Origin of the sequence: Brevibacillus choshinensis (assembly GCF_016811915.1) — a bacterium.
In the GTDB taxonomy this organism is placed as follows: domain Bacteria; phylum Bacillota; class Bacilli; order Brevibacillales; family Brevibacillaceae; genus Brevibacillus; species Brevibacillus choshinensis_A.
Window position 1 is genome coordinate 1,112,167 of record NZ_CP069127.1, and the last position, 18,073, is coordinate 1,130,239.

An 18,073-nucleotide genomic window follows, 5' to 3' on the forward strand; every position below is an offset into this window, starting at 1 on the left:
GGAAAGGTGTGAATTTCCTCATTTTCAAGTTGCCGCAATTATATTATCATTGTGTATAATTCCACGAATTCTACACTTACACGCAAAGGGGAAAATATTACGCGATGTTTAATGAGCGGAAAGCGTTGCAGATGACTTTGCAGGCGTTGCTGGAACAACGTATGGTTCTGCGCCGGCAGTATGTGGATCAAGATAAGCAGCTTGGAGCCGACATCAAGCAGATTCTGACACGAATCCGAGAGATGGACGGCCAGGAAGGAATAGTAGACACCGATTTTGCCGAGGAGGCAGCCACTGCAGCGGAAGATATCCCTATTGAGCTCATGAAGCGGATGAAAATCAGAAAGGCCCATATTCGCCACGACTACGTCGAAGTAGCCAAGCATATCGAGAATTTGCTTCGGGAATACCAGACGCCGATGTCGCTGGTGGAGCTTTGCGAAGAGTTGAGGAATCGACATCACGTGGAATTTGCAAGCCCGTATATCGGGGTGCAAAAGTCATTGAAGTATTTACCCCATGTAAAGATTGAGAAGGATGGTCGAAAGCTGATCTTCTCTCTTTAGAGAACATAAAAACAAGGGCGACGTGCCAATTGGCACGCGCCCTTTTTCTATTGATGAATGCACTGGGGCATTCGGCTTTCTGCAGCAGCGGGTGTGAGAATCAGCGTTACTGCAGGAAAGCTTTAAGCATCCAGACGTGTTTTTCCAGACCGCTTTGGATGGAGAGCAGCATGTCCGCGGTGGCTTCGTCATCTGCTTGATCGGCAACGTTTCGTGCAACTTTCAGCTCGCCTACCAGGAGAGTAAAGTCATCGACCACACTGCTCACCATTTGCTCGGCGGATTCATTTCCGGTTGCTTCCTTGATGCTGGCTTCTTGCAAAGATGCAGCAAGCGTAGCGATCGGTTTGCCTCCAATGCTCAGGACGCGTTCTGCCAGCGAATCGATATGTCCGCTCGCTTCGGTGTACAATTCTTCAAATTTTTGATGAAGAGTGAAGAATTGAGGGCCATTTACATTCCAGTGGAAGTTATGCAGCTTTGTGTACAGGACAGTCCAGTTTGCTACTTGTTTATTCAAAAGTGTGGAGACGTTCATTTCAACGGCGGTTTTCATATTAGAATCTCTCCTTTTTTATAATTATTATTGATTAATACTTATTATAAACTAATACGAGCATTTGTCAACCGCTCATCTGGAATAAGCTAGGCCAAGGCCTATTTGAAGAAATCAGGCGATTGAGAGCGGACAAACATACAGACCAAAGGAACGGTTTTTTCGTATGAATAGTATTGATTACAGGGTAGAGGAGGAAGTTGTGAGTATGGTAAATATCGATGAACTCGAAGAAGAGTACGACGAAAACGACGAAGAAGAGTACGAAGAAGGCGAAGAAGAAGAAGAGGTAGGCGCTGAAGAAGAAGGCGACGAAGAAGAATACGAAGAAGAAGACGAAGAAGATGATGAAGAAGAAGAGGTAGGCGCTGAAGAAGAAGACGGCGACGATGAAGAAGAAGAAGAAGAAGAAGAGGTAGACGCTGCAGTCGAAGACGGCGACGAAGAAGACGAAGAAGACGAAGAAGAAGAAGAAGACGAAGAAGATGAAGAAGACGAAGAGGATGAAGAAGAAGACGAAGAGGTAGACGCTGCAGACGAAGATGGCGACGAAGAAGAAGAAGAAGATGAAGAAGAAGATGAAGAAGAAGACGAAGAGGTAGACGCTGCAGACGAAGACGGCGACGAAGAAGACGAAGAAGATGAAGAAGAAGACGAAGAGGTAGACGCTGCTGGCGAAGACGGCGACGAAGAAGACGAAGAAGACGAAGAAGAATACGAAGAAGACGAAGAAGATGAAGAAGAAGACGAAGAGGTAGACGCTACAGACGAAGACGGCGACGACGACGAAGCAGACGATGAAGAAGACGAAGACGACGACGAAGCAGACGACGAAGAAGACGAAGACTAACTTTCAAGTCTGGGAATTTTCCCAGGCTTTTGTCTATGTAAGGAATCGCGCTTGACAAAGAAACGAAAGTTAGAAAAAGTGGATGGTAGATGGACAGGAGCACGGAAAACAGGAGGGCCAATGAACAAACAGACGATGAGGGCGGTCATTCTGGCTGGGGGAAACAGCAGCAGGATGGGCACGCCAAAGGAATTGCTGAAATGGAGAAAAGGAACCTTCTTGAGTGAGCTGGTCCGTGAAGTTACGAAGCTTGAGCTGTCATGCCTGGTCGTTTCCAATAGACCTGAACGGCTCGCCGCTGAGCTGATCGGTGAGGCGAATGTTCGAGTGACTGCCGATCTGGTACCCTCTGCGGGGCCGGTGAGCGGCATGGTTACTGCGTTTCGTGCCACTGAGGAAGAGGTACTGCTCGTCTTATCCTGTGATCTTCCGTTTATGGATCACAAGGAAATCCAGAAGCTCTGTGAGTATGCCAATGGCTGGACTGACTGGGATGTCGTCGCGGCCAGGGCACAAGGTAGACTGCATCCTTTATGTGCCTTGTACCATCGGCGGACACAGCCTGTGTGGGAGCGGGCACTGCACGATGGGCAATACCGGCTCATGCACACATTGGCACAGTTGGATGTCCGAGTTACGCCGGAAGGTCTGCTGGATGAGTGGGCAGTCTTCAATGCCAATACGCCGGAAGACTACCAGACGGCGCTCACCCGGGAGAGTAACAGAAATGAACGCCCGCACTAATGGCTTGGAAACACGATAGGCAGCACACAATCTCCACTTCCTCTACCCGCTGAAGCCAGAAAGGTATCCATCACGGAACGAGAATGCGATGTGCGTGCGTGTAAACGTTCATCTTGTCGTTTCGGATAAAGCCGACGGCCGTGATGTTCAGCTCTTCCGCCAGCTGCAGGGCGAGATCAGTCGGAGCTGATTTCGAGAGGATGACGGCTGCACCGATTTTGGCAGCTTTGAGCAAGACCTCCGATGAGATGCGTCCGCTGAAGACGAGCACTTTATCCTGCGTGGAGATCTGATCTTGCAGACATTTTCCGTAAATTTTATCGAGAGCGTTGTGCCTCCCGATGTCCGAATATGTGAGCAGCACTTCATCGGCAGAGCAGAGTGCAGCGTTATGGACGCCGCCCGTCTGACGGTGAATATCAGAGGAAGCCTGCAGCTCGCGCATGAGATGCATGCATTGTGCGGGCGAGATGGTGATTTCGCCTTCTGCCGGCTTTGCCGTGCGGGCGTCACTGAAAAAGTAAAAGGACTGCCTGCTCTTTCCGCAGCAGGAAGTGATCCGTCGCTTGGAGTAAAAGCTCTGCGAGAGGATGGTTTCCTTGTGCAAATCCACGTAGGCAAATCCTTGTGCCTCGTCGATGGAGAGCTGTTTGACTTCCTCGTAGCTCTTGATCGCCCCTTCGGCCGCCAGAAAACCGATGACCATCTCTTCCAGGTCAGCCGGCGTGCAGACGATGGTGGCAAATTCCTCGTCGTTTAAAAAAATCGTCAACGGGTATTCCGTCACGATCTCGTCCTCTTCCCATTCTTGCTGATCAGCTGCAATTTTCAATACCGGCCTGCTGATCGTTTTTGAGAGATTCGTCATGAGTGCCTCCTTTTCAGACAGAAAGCATGCTGTCAGTCATTTATTTTGAAGGAAAATATTGTAGAGTGAGCGCTTACATGGTAGTATACTATTTGAGATTTGCGTTGTCACAAAATTTTCACGATTGCAATGAGTGCCCATACGCTGAATCATGATCGACGCGGGATAGCGCTCCTGTCACCGGTCCATTCTGATTCTCATTTATTTTTGAATAGTGAACACTTGATTGTTGATGCTGATGTAGCGTTCCTGCTGATGATTAACTGCTGTGTTCCCCGATTCTTGCGTTTTTTTGCGTGCAGCGAAAAGCGAGAATTGGTGAGCGCAGCAGTTTTTCTTTTTTAGATCCGGCGAGGATAGCCGGGCCATTATCCATTATCGTAAAGGAGATGTGTCACATGGAGCAACATGTAAAAAACCGCTGGCTGATTGCATTGGCTGCAGTGGGAATTCACCTCTCGATCGGTTCCGTCTACGCATGGAGCGTGTTTACGAAGCCGATCACCAAGCAATTCGGCTGGGGACTTACAGACGTCCAGTTCACCTTCAGTATCGCGATCCTGTTTTTGGGACTGTCGGCTGCATTTCTCGGACATTACGTGGAAAAGCATGGACCGCGCAAGGCAGGGACACTGGCATCCATCTTTTTCGGAGTGGGAATCCTCGGCTCCGGTCTGGCGATTCAGCTAAGCAGCTTGCCGCTTCTTTACATATGCTACGGGGTGCTTGGCGGGATCGGGCTGGGGGTCGGGTATATCACACCGGTATCCACGCTCGTTAAATGGTTTCCGGATCGCCGCGGTCTCGCGACGGGTCTCGCCATCATGGGCTTTGGCTTCGCTTCCATGATCGCAAGTCCGATCATGAACAGCCTGATTGAAAGCGTAGGGATTGCAAATACGTTCTATATTTTGGGAATCATCTACTTTGTCGTCATGTTTGCTTCTGCGCAATACCTTTCTCCACCTCCGCAAGGCTGGGTGCCACAAGGCTTCTCCGCTGATGCGGCGGAAGGCAAAAAGCAGATCAAGAAAGATTTGTGCCAGCTGACCGCAAACGAGGCCATCAAGACGCGCCGTTTTTACTGGCTGTGGCTCATGCTGTTCATCAATGTGACGTGTGGAATCGCTGTTATTTCTGTCGCTTCACCGATGGCGCAGGAAATGGTGGGCATGTCTGTCGGGACAGCTGCCTTGATGGTTGGGCTCAATGGTCTGTTTAACGGTGCGGGTCGCATCGGGTGGGCGTCGTTTTCGGATTACATCGGACGTCCCAATACGTACACCGCGTTTTTTGCCATCCAGATGGTCTTGTTCTTCCTGCTGCCGAATCTGACCAATCCCGTGCTGTTCATGATCGCGATGTTCGTCATCATGACTTGCTACGGCGGAGGATTCGCTTCGATTCCGGCGTACATCGGCGACCTGTTCGGCACCAAGCAGCTCGGTGCGATTCACGGCTACATCCTGACAGCGTGGGCAGCGGCTGGCCTGGCAGGACCGATCTTTGCGGCTTGGGTGCGCAATACCACGCAGAGCTACACTGGCACCCTGAGCATTTTCGCGGGAATGTTCGTGGTTGCCCTGGTAATTTCGCTCATTATCCGCCTCGATATCAAAAAATTGCAAGAAGAGGCAAAACGGAGAGAAAACTCTGTTGAATTGGCTAGCTGATCAATGGTAAAGTCTATAGTAGAGAATGGAATGAAATAAAGGTGAGTTTCCTAGATGAATAAGTTCGAAGCAGAATTCAGCAATTTGGTCAGAGCTTTCCGCAAACGCCACATGGGTAAGGGACCGAGCAAGATCAACACCACGTTTTGCAAGAACTGGGCGATCTGTGAGATGGAAGGAAACCTTTCACCGGTGGAAAAGTTCATCGCCACTTCCGAAGACGGAAAGCAGACATTGCGAGCTGCACGGACCGAAATGGTCAAGGAGATGTACCGCAAAAACACACCGGTTGAGATGGAAGCCTTCTTGGGAGCCAAGCTCATCGATTTATTTGTCGATATCGACATTGAACGTGATTTCGGGATGTCCATCTTTGTTTTTGACCAAGACATCGAGAAAAAATGGAAAAACGAACCGTAAGTCTAAACGAAGCAGCGGCCCTGTTCACTGATTTAGACGAAACGGGTTTCGCGATCACACACGCAGTTGAGACTAGGTAGCGAACCTGCCTTAGACAACCACCGTGAACACGCTCTTTTCCTCAGGACAAGGGACGGTTTATGGTGGTTTTTTCATTCAAAGACAGGCGATGAAAAGAGAGGAGCGAAAGGAATGGGCAAGACCAAACACACTGGACCCATCAAGCTGGATACATCATGGGAGCCGTCTCTGTGGGCATCTCTGATGCCGATGGGGCTTGGAAAAATAAAACCGCATCACATCCGCGATACCATGAAGGTCATGTACGACAACCGCGATAATCTGGGCTATGCGTACCGGATCTTGACGCAAGGGGTATGCGACGGCTGCGCGCTCGGGGTATCGGGTCTGTACGACCAGACGCTGACCGGTCCGCACCTGTGCACGACTCGCTTGAATGTGCTGCGCCTCAATACGATGCCTGCCATGGATACAAAATGGCTGGAAGACGTGGGCGCCATGCAAAAGCTGTCCAGCGTGGAGCTGCGCAAGCTGGGGAGAATTCCGTTCCCGTTGTCCCGCAAGCCGGGCGAGAACAAATTTACGCGCATTACGTGGAACGAAGCTCTGAACCGCATTGCGAAAAAGATCAAAGGAATCAGCCCCAAGCAGCTTGCCTTTTTCCTGACAGCCCGCGGCATCACGAACGAGGTGTACTACACCGCCGCGAAAATGGCGCGCTTCCTCGGGACCAACAATATCGACAATGCGTCGCGTATCTGCCACTCGCCGAGCAAGACAGCTCTCAAGCGTACGATCGGAATCGGTGCGTCCAGCTGCAACTATCAGGACTGGATCGGCACGGACGTCCTCGTATTCTGGGGCTCTGTCCCAGCCAACAACCAGCCGGTCTCGACGAAATACATGTATGCGGCGAAAAAGGCAGGCACGAAAATCATATTGATCAATCCGTACAAAGAGCCTGCGATGGAAAAGTACTGGATCCCGTCGGTTCCCGACAGCGCGCTGTTTGGCACCAAGATCGTCGACGATTTCTATCAGGTGAACATCGGCGGAGATATCGCCTTCATGAACGGTGTGATGAAGCACTGGTTTGAGATGGAGAAGGAAAAGCCCGGCTCTGCCATCAATCACGAATTTGTAAGCGCACACGCCAACGGCATCGAGCAGCTCAGAGAACACGTGAATAAGCTGTCGTGGGAGGAGATCGAGAAATCGTCCGGTCTGACCAGCGATCGGCTGAAGGAATTCGCGGTGCTTTTGGCCAATTCCAAATCGGGCGTCTTCGTCTGGAGCATGGGCTTGACCCAGCATCGCTTTGGGACGGACAACATTTCACAAGTGGCCAACCTGGCTGTATTGCGCGGATTTATGGGACGCAAGCACTGCGGCGTGATGCCGATTCGCGGCCACTCCGGCGTGCAAGGCTCCGGAGAGATGGGCGCAGACCCGTTCAGCTTGCCTGGCGGCGATTTTGAGGAAAAGAGCTGGACGCGAATCGAAAAGCTGTGGGGCTTCCCCATCCCGAAATGGCAGGGAGATATCGTGGGCGTGTCGCTGGAGAATGCCCTGCTGCCTGACGGACACGAGAGAAAAACGCGCCTGTTCTACACCAGCGGCGGAAACTTCCTCGAGACGATGCCTGATCCCGACTTCATGCGCAAATGTCTGGAGAGCGTGGAGCTGCGCGTGCACCAGGACATCATATTCAATACGTCGACACTCGTGGATGCCAAGGAAGAAGTCATTGTTCTACCGGCGATGACCCGCTACGAGCAGCCAGGCGGAGGTACATCCACCAGCACGGAGCGGATGGTGTACTTCAGTGCCGAAATCGAGGGGCCGCGGATTGCGGAAGCGCGCTCCGAGTGGGAGATTTACGTAGATCTGGCTGCACGCGTCCATCCGGAGAAAAAGCATCTGATGCATTTCGGGAGCGCGGCAGAGATTCGGGCGGAGATCGCGAAGGCGAATCCGAACTACGACGGCATCCAGCATTTGAGCAAGAGGGGCGACGTCTTCCAGTGGGGAGGCGCATGGCTTTGCGAGGATGGTCAATTCCCGACCGCGGATGGGCGTGCCAATCTGATTCCGATCGAAATTCCGAATCTGAATAAGCCGCAGGGCCACTTCTACGTGACGACCCGCCGCGGCAAACAGTTCAACTCCATGATTTACAGCAACAAGGATCCGTTTAACAACGCGGACCGCTACGATGTCCTGATCCATGCTGAAGATGCTCGTGAGCTGAGAATTGCAGAAGGCGAGAGCATCGTGTTGTATAATAAATACGGCACCTTCCAGGGACGCGCCAAGTTCGAAGCGACGAAACGAGGCAACGTTCAGGTGCATTGGCCGGAAGGAAACGTCCTGATCCCTAAAGGGGTATATGAAACCTACGCGGGGATTCCGGAGTACAATACAGCGGTCAAGATTGAAAAGGCAGATACATTCAACGCGAACAAAGACCTGAAATATAAAGAAAAGCCGATTGAAGACCTGGAAGTAAACGTCGGGTAACCACGGGCGACAGCAGGAATGGCAGCAGAGGCTGGAGGAGGAGAAGGCGATGCGCTTTTCACGACAGATGATAACGGTGGAAGAAGCCTTGCACAGATTGATGGGACGCCTGAGAGTGCAGGAAAAGGAAGAGGTGCACATCACAGAGGCATATGGCCGAACGATGGCAGAGGATGTTTATGCCACTGACGATTTGCCGCACTTTGACCGCTCGCCGTTGGACGGATATGCCGTGAGAGCCATCGATACCGCTCTGGCCACACCGGAGTTGCCAGTCCGTTTGAAAGTGGTGGAGACGATCGCAGCGGGAGATGTCCCCGCCGTCGCGCTGACAGAGGGATGTGCGAGCCGGATCATGACGGGAGCGATGCTGCCAGCAGGCGCTGACGCCGTCATCATGTTTGAGCAGACCGAGCAGCCTGCTGCCCTTGTAGCGGAAGTCGGCATCAAGAGGGCGCTTCGGCAAGGGGAGAACGTATCCCGTCGGGGGGGAGAAATCGCGCAGGGAGCGGTCATCGTGCGCGCCGGCGAAAAGGTGAATGCGGGTACACTCGCTATTCTGGCGACCTATGGCTACGCTCGTGTTCCGGTCGTCCGCAAGCCGCGGATCGGGCTGCTCTCGACAGGCGTCGAGCTGCTGGATATTGATCAACCGCTGCAGCCGGGGAAAATCCGCAACAGCAATACCTTGATGCTGTCCGCTTTGATTGCCGAAGCGGGCGGCATTCCTCTTTTGTTTCCCAATATGCCGGATGATCTGGGAGTGGCAAAGGGAGCGCTGGCCGAGCATTTGAAAAAGGTGGATGTGCTCGTCACAAGCGGGGGGGTGTCTGTCGGAGACTACGATGTGATGGCTGCACTCACGGATGAGCCGGACGCCGAGCTGTTGTTCAACCGCATCGCGATGCGCCCAGGCAGTCCGACCACGGCTCTGGTGCTCCATGGAAAACCGATCATCGCCTTGTCAGGGAACCCGGGGGCGTGCTTTCTGGGGTTTGAATTGTTTGTACGCCCGGCTGTGCAAAAGCTGTCAGGTGTACAGGATGTTTGGTCGCGCAAGGTCAAGGCCCGACTTGCCGTCACGTATGCCAAGCCTTGTCCGTACCCGAGATATTTGCGCGGGTGGCTCACAGAGAAGGATGGCTTCCTGTACGCTCAGCCTGATTTCAATGAGAAGGCAGGAAATCTCGGGACCTTGAAAAACAGCGAGTGCTTTATCGTGATTCCTGCTGGAGGCAGCGGCAAGCGGGAAGGCGAGCTAGTCGAAGTGCTGACACATACCACGCCTAGCTGGAAGCGGGAGGGATTGTCGTGAAAAATCCGTATGTCCTGCAAGTGGTTGGCTATTCCGATAGCGGCAAGACGACGCTCCTCGCCAAGCTGATCGCCCGCTTTGAGCAGTCAGGTGTTCGGGTAGGGGTGATCAAGCACGACGGCGGCCACGATTTTGAATGGGACCAGCCGGGGAAAGATACGAGGCGCTATCGGGAGGCAGGAGCATCCCTGTTGGCCATCTCCTCACAGACCAAGACCGTCATTCACCAGCAAAGACCGATACCGCTCCCCGAGCTGGTGGAGCGGCTGACACAAGCAGGGGCAGAGCTGGTTTTGGTCGAAGGCTTCAAGCGGGAAGGCTATCCCAAGCTCGTCCTGATTCGCAAAGCTGAAGATCAGGAGCTGCTGAAGACCGTGACGGACATCCGAGGCATTGTCACCTGGGAGAGGCTCGCGACGGATTTATGGCCCCAGCTTTCGATTCACGATGATGAGGCTGTTTTCGAGTTTGTGAAAAGCCAGCTTGAAACGAAAGACTAGATTCACGTAAAGGCAGAGCTCCTGGCCGTAAATGGCGACGCGGGGCTCTGTCTTTTTTCACAAATCGTTTTGTTTTCCTGTGATTGAAATCACTGAGAGGGGCGAGTACACCCTTTAGAATCAAAGTATACCTGATTCGAAGGGAAGGATTTCGATGCTTAACCAAAAGACGATTCAAGTCATCAAATCAACGGTCCCTGTGCTTGAAGTGCACGGGGTTGCCATAACAAAACGATTTTATGAAAGATTGTTTGCGCAGCATCCTGAGCTGTTGAATATTTTTAATCACGCGAATCAAAAACAGGGAAGACAGCAGACTGCCTTGGCAAACGCGGTTTACGCTGCAGCCATGTATATCGATAATTTGGCAGCGATCTTGCCGGCAGTCCAGCAGATCGCCCATAAGCACCGCAGTCTCGGCATCAAGCCTGAGCATTATCCGATCGTCGGGGAAAACTTGCTGGCGGCGATCAAAGAAGTGCTGGGAGATGCGGCGACAGAGGAAATCCTCGGGGCGTGGGCTGAGGCGTACGGCGTGATTGCCGACGCGTTTATCGGGGTAGAAGCCGAAATGTATGAACAATCCCGTGAGCAGGCAGGGGGCTGGGCAGATTTTCGTGGATTCGTGGTAGAGAAAAAGGTACGGGAGAGCGATGTCATTACGTCCTTTTATCTGGTTCCGCAGGATCGTCAAGCGCTCGCTTCCTTTAAACCGGGACAATACGTGAGTGTGAAGCTGGATATCCCAGGAGAGCGATTTACGCATATTCGCCAGTACAGTCTGTCAGATGCACCAGGCAAACCGTACTACCGCATCTCCGTAAAACGGGAAGACGCGAATCAAGAGAAGCCGGCGGGCAAAATATCGGTCTATTTACACGAGCAGGTAAAAGAAGGAGATGTCCTGCAGCTGTCGGCCCCAGCTGGAGATTTCACGCTGGATCAAGGGGAGCGTCCGGTTGTGCTTATCAGCGGCGGGGTGGGCCTCACACCGATGGTCAGCATGCTCAAAACTATGGCGGAAAACTCCGCTCGTCAGGTGACATTTATCCATGCGGCACAAAATGGAAGCTTGCATGCTTTGCGCGGAGAGGTCGAAGCTATCGCAAACGAGCATCCAAACATTTCCGCTTACTGGTGCTACTCGCAGCCGACCGCGCAGGATCGGGAGTCTGGAGCGTTTCACAAGGAAGGATTCATCGACCGTGAGTGGCTTGCGAGCATCGTGCCGGTAAAAGGATCCAGCTACTATTTCTGCGGCCCCGTACCATTCATGAGCGCCGTCAAGCGAGCGCTCACAGAGTGGGGCATTCCGGAAGAAGATCAGCACTTCGAGTTCTTCGGACCGGCAGGCAGTCTGTAATTCAATAGAGTCATCATCGATCGAGCTCGCCTATTCGCGAGCTCGATTTGCTTGTGCACGCAGCAGCCGGTTGACTGTTTCGCGGCGCAGTCCGATCAACTGGCCAATCTCGTCCTGGGTCAGCACGTCGGACAGCGAAGAGACGGAGACGAATGTCTGAAACCAGTGCTGGAGCTTGCGCAGTCTCTCTGCTGGCGAGACTTCAGACAGTTGGTCGATTCGCTGCTGCATCATGCGCAGCTTGGATTGCAGCAGCAGGGCAATCTCGCGGCACTTTTTGTGATCGTCCTCCAGATCCCGATACCAGGCAGCAGGATCGAGAACCTCGATCTCGCAGGTGACCAGAGCAACGGCTGTTCCGTAATATTGGTTCGGGCTGATCAGGGAGTGGTGAGGGATGATTTCGTCTGGCACGATGATGTTGACCAAGGTGATGGTTCCGTCCGCGTGCAGCCGATTGATTTTCAGCATTCCGCTTTTGATATGGTAGAGAGGGCCAGATTCGCCTTGGCGAAAGAGCACTTCTCCTTTATGCAAGATCATGGGGGCACACCTCGTTACATAGGATAGACTGGCTTGTGCTTTTTTAAGACTATACAATGAAAATACCATTCTATATCGAATCGGAGAACCCCTATGGCCAAAAGCTTGTTTGCTATTTTCCCCAGTTTCCGGGATATCTCGGATGAAGAGTGGGAGTCCGCCAAGCCGCAAATTCGAGAGTTTCAGGCAAAGGCAACGTTGTTTCGCCGGGATGATGCGGCTTCCTACTGCATGTTCCTCCTGTCAGGAACCGTATTGATCTCGAGTTTGGATGCAGGTGGGCGAGAAGCGGTGTCGAACCGGCTGCGCCCTGGTGATGTTTGCGCGATGATGGTGCTCTGCGGCTTGAGTGAACGTGAATATCCTGGAACGATCACCGCTGAGACCGAAGGAGAGGCCCTGTTCGTTGAAAAACGGTCGTTCTTGCGCTGGATCCATGAGTATCCGTCTATCCGGCAAGTGGTGTTCGGCAATATCTTGGATGGGTTGATTCAGCTGGGCAGTCAGCTCTCCGATAAACTGTCGCAGCCATTGGATAGTCGGCTTGCCGGTGCCCTTTTGAAGCGGACATCGGAGCAGCTGCCATCTGTCCGCACCACGCATCAGCAGCTGGCCGTCGAGCTTGGCTCCGCGAGAGAAGTTGTCAGCCGCATATTGGGGCGAATGAAACAAAGGGGCTGGATCGCGACAGAGCGGGGGATCATCACCGTTCTGCAGCGAAAAGCGCTGGCAGAACTCGTTGGTGACTAGGTCACAGAAAATGACCTGAACCTCCTGGTAAAGTAACCTCAGTTGGACCGAATTGAGCTTACAACTATAGGGAACCAGGAGGAATAAGAGAATGAAAAGTCGGTTAGTTTCAGGGGCAGCAGCCCCGGATTTTACGTATGTTGGCAGCGACGGGAATGATCAGCGCTTGTCCGATCTTCGCGGTCGCAAGGTGCTGCTCGCGTTTTTCCGCAATGCCGCCTGCGCACTGTGCAATTTGCGCGTGAGGCAATTCATCCTGCGCTATCATCGATGGCAGCAGCAAGGGCTCGAGGTGCTTGCGGTGTTCGAGTCACCGGATTTGGCGCTCTCGCAGCATGTAGGCAAACAGGAAGCTCCCTTCCCGGTATTCGCTGATCCACACGCAGAGATTTACGACCGGTATGGTGTCGAAGTGTCCGAGGATAAATTCCAAGCAACCATCGAGGATGCCGATACGCCGTCTTACATAGCAGAGGCAGCTGCCGCAGGCTTTGTCTTGCAGCACCAAGAGGGAGCCAATATGCACCGGGTTCCGGCCGAATTTCTAATCGATGAGTCCGGTACGATTCAGATCGCGCACTACGGGCGTCTGATGACGGATCATTTGTCACTTGAGGTCATCGATCGTTTTGCGAGGGGGACAGAAAATGACCAGCTGTAGGAGTGCTCAACTACGTGTCAGACACGGATAATGGCTAGCCAGCTGCAGAGGACACACCCCGGTCGACAGTTTGCGGACGCTTGTCGCTTGCACTCCCCTGAGTACCCTTTGCTATAATGATGGCATCAAACTGGACTTGATAAAGGAGCTCTTGATGCTGATCACAATCATCACCTGGATAGGTATCCTCATTGTCCTCATGTTTTTGCTCCTCTTTGGTTACTTCGCCTATCGGTACTGGCAGCACATGGGCCAGCTGCCCAAGCCGCCTTACCGTCAGCTGGAGCACAAGCCGACCCCTGCAGAGTGGTCCGATGATGAGGTGACAATAACCTGGGTAGGTCACTCCACTTTGCTTCTGAATGTTTTTGGAACCAGAATTCTCACCGATCCTGTGCTGGGCGAAAAGCTCGGAATTCGGGTGGCGGGCGTTCATTTTGGGCCCGCACGCTTCACACCCCCGGCTCTGACCTTCGAGGAGATCGGAGAGGTAGACCTGATTCTGTTGTCGCATGCCCATATGGATCACGTGGATTTGCCGACTCTTCGCAAGCTTGCGAAACGCTCGATCCATGTGATTACGGCTTTCAACACGAGCAGGCTGATACGCAACCTGCCGTTCGGATCGTTTGAGGAAATCCGGCTGCATCAGAGAATCGAGACTGTCAGCGGCGTGAAAATTACGGCGATTCCCGTGCGGCACTGGGGCAATCGCTTTCCGTGGAATCGCGATTACGGCTACAACGGCTACGTCATCGAGAAAAACGGCGTGCGGATCCTCTATCCGGGAGACACTGCCTACATGTCGATGGAGAATCTGAAGGAGGAGTTTGGCCCGATCGACCTGGTCTTCATGCCGATCGGAGCTTACAAGCCTGATTCGTACCAGAGAGCGCACTGCACACCGGAGCAGGCGTGGGAGATGTTCAAGCAAACCGGAGGCAAGTGGCTTGTGCCGATTCATTGGGATACGTTTGTACTGTCCCAGGAGCCTGTCGAGGAGCCGATGCAACGCTTGCTGGCTGCTGCAGGTGCCGAAAAGAATCGGATCGTCATCGAAAAGCAAGGCGAGACATATCGCTTGCCGCTGTAGGTAACAGCCCCTGATTTCTAACAATAGAAGTCAGGGGTTTTCTATCGGCAGGAGGACTTCTCAGAATTCTTATAGAATTTAATTGATCGATAGAGTTTTAATTGAGTTAGACTAGCAAACAGTAAGCAGGAATACACGATAAGGTACATAGTACTGGGAGGGATTCTGTATGGAAAAAACATTGCCGCAGAGTTGGGACCTGGAAGTGCTGTTTCCGGGCGGTAGCGAATCCGAACAATTTCGTTCGTTCCTCAGCGAACTGGAGAGCGATATCGCTGCGTTACAGGCAAAAGTAGGGCAAGCCGACCTTGGACTGCAGGAGAAAAAGACATTCGTGGAGGTTGTCGACAGCGTACAGGCTATCTCCGTGCGCACGAGACAAGCCGGGGCTTTTATTTCCTGCCTCACCGCTCAAAACATGAAGGACGAAGCAGCCAAAATGCTGGGGGGACGGGTGAAAACGATCTCCGCTTCATTTGGTTCGGCATTGACCCGCTGGGAAGAGCAGCTGCTCAAAATCGATAAGGACAAGTGGGACGACTTGCTTGCAAGCGACGAGCTGGCTCCGATCGCCTTTCCCCTGAACGAACGCCGTCGCCGTGCACAGGAAAAGCTGTCGCCTGAACAGGAAGTGCTCGCGAACGATTTGGCTGTCGACGGATACCATGCGTGGCAGGATCTGTACAATGCGGTAGTCGGACGCATGACCATTGAGGTGGAGCTGGAAGGGGAGAGAAAGCAGCTGTCTGTCGGTCAAGCTTCCAATCTGATGAGCCACCCGGATCGGGCTGTCCGCAAGCAAGTGTTTGAAAAATGGCTGGAAGCATGGGGGAACGAGACGGAGCTGTGCGCGCAGGCCCTCAACCATTTGGGCGGTTTCCGTCTGGCGCTGTATCGTCACCGCGGCTGGGACTCGGTGCTGCGCGAGCCGCTCGATATCGGGCGCATGCAGGAGCAGACGCTCGATGCCATGTGGCAGGCGATCAACAATCGCAAGGATCGTCTGGTTGCCTACCTGGAGCGCAAAGCCAAGCTGCTCGGCATCGAAAAGCTGAGCTGGTACGATGTTTCCGCGCCGGTGGGAAGCTCTCACAAAAAGGTTTCCTATGATGAGGCGGCTGCGCTGATCGTACACAACTTCGATCGCTTCAATCCAAAGATGGCTGAATTCGCGCAGCAGGCATTCGATGAAGCGTGGATCGAAGCAGAGGATCGCCCTGGAAAACGCCCAGGCGGATTCTGCACGAGCTTCCCGGTGAGCAAGCAATCCCGCGTGTTCATGACCTATGCGGGTAATGCGAGCAACGTATCGACCCTCGCGCACGAGCTGGGCCATGCGTATCACCAGCAGGTCATGTGGGATCTCCCGCCGCTCGCCCAAAACTACGCGATGAACGTAGCGGAGACGGCTTCGACGTTTGCGGAGATGATCTTGGCCGACGCCGCCGTGAAAAACGCCGCGAATGACGAAGAGCGACTGGTGCTGCTCGAAGACAAGCTGCAATCGGTCGTCGCGTTCTTCATGAACATCCAGGCTCGCTTCCTGTTCGAGAAAAACTTCTATGAACAGCGCAAAAACGGTCTGGTGAGCGCTGCCGATCTCGACCGGCTGATGACCGAAGCGCAGCAAGAGGCCTATGACGGTGCGTTGGAGGAATACGAGCCGCATTTCTGGGCTTCCAAGCTGCATTTCTATATCACGAGCTATCCGTTCTACAACTTCCCGTACACCTTTGGCTATTTGTTCAGCCTGAGCGTGTATGCACGCGCCCTCGCAGAAGGAGAGAGCTTCGCCGCAAAATACGATGCACTCCTGCAGGACACGGGTCGCCTGATGGTAGAAGACCTGGCGAAAACGCATCTCGGCGAGGACATGACCAAGGTGGAATTCTGGCAAGCTGCTGTAGATTTGGCTGTTGCCGATATCGATGAATTCCTGCGATTGACTGAGGAAGCGTAAGAGACATTTTTGAGAGCCTGTCACAGTAGTGGCAGGCTTTTTTGTCATTTGTATAGCTGTAGTGGAGAAGCTCCAATTTAACACAACGTGTGATGTGTACAATACCTTCGAACTTATTGAACTCTCAGATTTGATGCTTATTATCGTTGGAATAATATGGTATATTGATAAAATCTAAATGGAGGGGTGGACTCTTTGGCATTCACCAAAAAGCTGATGAGAGGTGATGAGTCATGAAAGTACACAATTGTCCTTCGTGTAATACCTACAGTAAAGAATGTATAATCGTCATCCAGAATGCACCGCATCTTTCGGAAGAGAGTCTAAAGTGCGGGATCTGTTCCTGGAGCGGAAAGTGGTCGGAGATGGAAGTAAAAGAGTATGACATCCCATTCAACGAAGGGATTACCGACTATCATGTACTTCATTCAGATAAAGAGAGAATTACATATACGGGAGGTCTCTGCCCTCATTGTGGGGGAGATGATCCTTTATGCTGGTGCCAAACAATCTCGGTAATTGGAGCATCCTGCCCATTAAATTACTGACGTATTCTAAATACACCGTCAATAATAAGAGGAGGAGATTGGTTGAGAAAAAGTATCTTCTGGATCATACTTGGAGACACCACGATTCGGACAGAAAATATTAGATTGAACAACAAGTAGGATAAAAACGAATTTAAAGCGTAATTCTTATGCCGCTTCCATAATGAAGACGGTTTTTTTTGTGCATAGCCCCTATTCATAAAAAAATCGTTAAGTTCCCCCGCGCAATCTTCGGAAAACCTTTACCTGCGATTCATCGAATGAAAGTCATCTGTGAGTACAGTGAAAGGGAAAGGATCGCTTTGCCACGATAGCAAAGGGGGAGATCGAATGGTGCACGCAGCGAAGAAGGTTGAGCAACGTCAAGTATCTCTTGCAGTGAAACTGGCTGATTGCGAGGCGGAACGCCAGCAAGTATGGAAGCTTCGTTACGGTGCCTTTATCGAAGAGGCCGGTCTGGCCGACGAAGCCATGGACCAAAGGCAGATGCTGGATCAGGATCGATTTGATGACTGGTGCGATCATTTGATAGTCAAAGAAGAAGAATCCGGACGCGTCGTGGGCACGTACCGCCTCTTGCCAGGAAAGAAAGCAGAGGCCAACGGAGGCTTTTACTCGGAAACCATGTTCGATCTCAGCCATTCCCTTCTGCCGCGCACGCGGGTGCTCGAGCTCGGGCGAAGCTGCGTAGATCCCGATTACCGCAATGGCAGGGTCATTCAGCTGCTGTGGGAAGGGATCGCGGACTATGTCAATGCGCACGGCTATGACTATCTCGTCGGCTGCGCCAGTTTGCGCGAGACCAATATCGAGCGTCTCAGTCGAATTCATGCCCCGCTTCAACGCTTTTCCTTTCTGACGGATCGCTACCTCGTTTATCCTCATCCGGTTTCTCGTCTGGCCGGGCTGCGCCCCATCCAAACCGAAGAGTCCCTCAAGGAGTTGTACCGTCTCCTGCCCCCATTGATGAAAGGCTATCTCTGGCTAGGGGCCCAGTTCGCAGAGGAGCCTGCCTACGATCCCATCCTCAGGAGCATCGATTACTTTGTCGTCTTGGAGCAAAAACAAATAACGGAAAAATACCGCCGTCGGTTTATGGAGCGCTGAATGAAACCGGGAGAG

At 52.6% G+C, this 18,073-nt stretch carries 17 protein-coding genes; 14 read left to right on the plus strand and 3 right to left on the minus strand.

The annotated features are described in order from the left end of the window. Positions 1–104: 104 nt before the first annotated feature. Positions 105–566: a hypothetical protein gene (locus JNE38_RS06005; protein WP_203355701.1), complete on the plus strand. Its 462-nt coding sequence runs from the start codon at positions 105–107 to the stop codon at positions 564–566. A gap of 106 nt (positions 567–672) precedes the next feature. Here JNE38_RS06005 and JNE38_RS06010 read toward each other — a convergent pair whose 3' ends face one another. After that, a complete protein-coding gene (locus tag JNE38_RS06010) occupies positions 673–1,122 on the minus strand; it encodes a Dps family protein (protein ID WP_238933569.1) in 450 nt (149 codons plus the stop codon). A 166-nt stretch (positions 1,123–1,288) separates the two neighbouring features. Here JNE38_RS06010 and JNE38_RS06015 point away from each other — a divergent pair, with 166 nt between their 5' ends. Together JNE38_RS06015 and mobA are read left to right on the plus strand one after the other, a co-directional pair. Next, positions 1,289–1,972, plus strand: a complete 684-nt coding sequence (locus JNE38_RS06015; protein ID WP_203355702.1) for a hypothetical protein — start codon at positions 1,289–1,291, stop codon at positions 1,970–1,972. Between the two features lie 120 nt (positions 1,973–2,092). Beyond that, positions 2,093–2,716: a molybdenum cofactor guanylyltransferase gene (mobA, locus tag JNE38_RS06020; RefSeq protein WP_203355703.1), complete on the plus strand. Its 624-nt coding sequence runs from the start codon at positions 2,093–2,095 to the stop codon at positions 2,714–2,716. A 70-nt stretch (positions 2,717–2,786) separates the two neighbouring features. On the opposite strand, the gene fdhD is transcribed toward mobA, so the two are convergent. Further along, entirely contained in the window at positions 2,787–3,584 is a 798-nt protein-coding gene (fdhD, locus tag JNE38_RS06025; protein WP_203355704.1) for a formate dehydrogenase accessory sulfurtransferase FdhD, read from the minus strand. A 398-nt stretch (positions 3,585–3,982) separates the two neighbouring features. Here fdhD and JNE38_RS06030 point away from each other — a divergent pair, with 398 nt between their 5' ends. The 6 genes from JNE38_RS06030 to hmpA all read left to right on the plus strand — a co-directional run bounded on the left by JNE38_RS06030 (position 3,983) and on the right by hmpA (position 11,396). Beyond that, the gene (locus tag JNE38_RS06030; RefSeq protein ID WP_203355705.1) at positions 3,983–5,257 is read left to right on the plus strand and encodes an L-lactate MFS transporter; all 1,275 of its coding nucleotides are present in this window, start codon (positions 3,983–3,985) and stop codon (positions 5,255–5,257) included. 54 nt (positions 5,258–5,311) lie between these two features. Further along, positions 5,312–5,677 (plus strand): Na-translocating system protein MpsC family protein, encoded by a 366-nt coding sequence (locus JNE38_RS06035; RefSeq protein WP_203355706.1) that lies wholly within the window; start codon positions 5,312–5,314, stop codon positions 5,675–5,677. A 192-nt stretch (positions 5,678–5,869) separates the two neighbouring features. Continuing rightward, positions 5,870–8,218: an FdhF/YdeP family oxidoreductase gene (locus JNE38_RS06040; protein WP_203355707.1), complete on the plus strand. Its 2,349-nt coding sequence runs from the start codon at positions 5,870–5,872 to the stop codon at positions 8,216–8,218. A 49-nt stretch (positions 8,219–8,267) separates the two neighbouring features. After that, positions 8,268–9,533 carry a molybdopterin molybdotransferase MoeA gene (locus JNE38_RS06045; protein ID WP_203355708.1) on the plus strand — a complete coding sequence of 422 codons (1,266 nt, stop codon included), beginning with the start codon at positions 8,268–8,270 and terminating at the stop codon, positions 9,531–9,533. Beyond that, complete coding sequence (mobB, locus tag JNE38_RS06050; RefSeq protein ID WP_203357432.1) at positions 9,524–10,033, plus strand: molybdopterin-guanine dinucleotide biosynthesis protein B; 510 nt, start codon at positions 9,524–9,526, stop codon at positions 10,031–10,033. The genes JNE38_RS06045 and mobB overlap by 10 nt, the downstream gene beginning before the upstream one ends. Positions 10,034–10,187: 154 nt before the next feature. Further along, entirely contained in the window at positions 10,188–11,396 is a 1,209-nt protein-coding gene (gene hmpA / locus JNE38_RS06055; protein ID WP_203355709.1) for an NO-inducible flavohemoprotein, read from the plus strand. Positions 11,397–11,426: 30 nt separating this feature from the next. Here the strand turns inward: hmpA and JNE38_RS06060 are convergent, their stop codons facing one another. Next, entirely contained in the window at positions 11,427–11,939 is a 513-nt protein-coding gene (locus JNE38_RS06060) for a Crp/Fnr family transcriptional regulator (RefSeq protein ID WP_203355710.1), read from the minus strand. A gap of 93 nt (positions 11,940–12,032) precedes the next feature. On the opposite strand from JNE38_RS06060, the gene JNE38_RS06065 reads away from it, so the two are divergent. From JNE38_RS06065 to JNE38_RS06085, 5 genes are all read left to right on the plus strand, one after another. Next, positions 12,033–12,689, plus strand: a complete 657-nt coding sequence (locus JNE38_RS06065) for a Crp/Fnr family transcriptional regulator (protein ID WP_203355711.1) — start codon at positions 12,033–12,035, stop codon at positions 12,687–12,689. 91 nt (positions 12,690–12,780) lie between these two features. Then, a complete protein-coding gene (locus JNE38_RS06070; protein WP_203355712.1) occupies positions 12,781–13,350 on the plus strand; it encodes a peroxiredoxin family protein in 570 nt (189 codons plus the stop codon). A 154-nt stretch (positions 13,351–13,504) separates the two neighbouring features. Continuing rightward, positions 13,505–14,443, plus strand: coding sequence for an MBL fold metallo-hydrolase (locus JNE38_RS06075; RefSeq protein ID WP_203355713.1), 939 nt, complete (start codon positions 13,505–13,507; stop codon positions 14,441–14,443). A gap of 169 nt (positions 14,444–14,612) precedes the next feature. Beyond that, a complete protein-coding gene (locus JNE38_RS06080) occupies positions 14,613–16,403 on the plus strand; it encodes a M3 family oligoendopeptidase (RefSeq protein WP_203355714.1) in 1,791 nt (596 codons plus the stop codon). 878 nt (positions 16,404–17,281) lie between these two features. Further along, positions 17,282–18,058 carry a GNAT family N-acetyltransferase gene (locus JNE38_RS06085; protein WP_203355715.1) on the plus strand — a complete coding sequence of 259 codons (777 nt, stop codon included), beginning with the start codon at positions 17,282–17,284 and terminating at the stop codon, positions 18,056–18,058. The last annotated feature ends 15 nt before the right edge of the window (positions 18,059–18,073 follow it).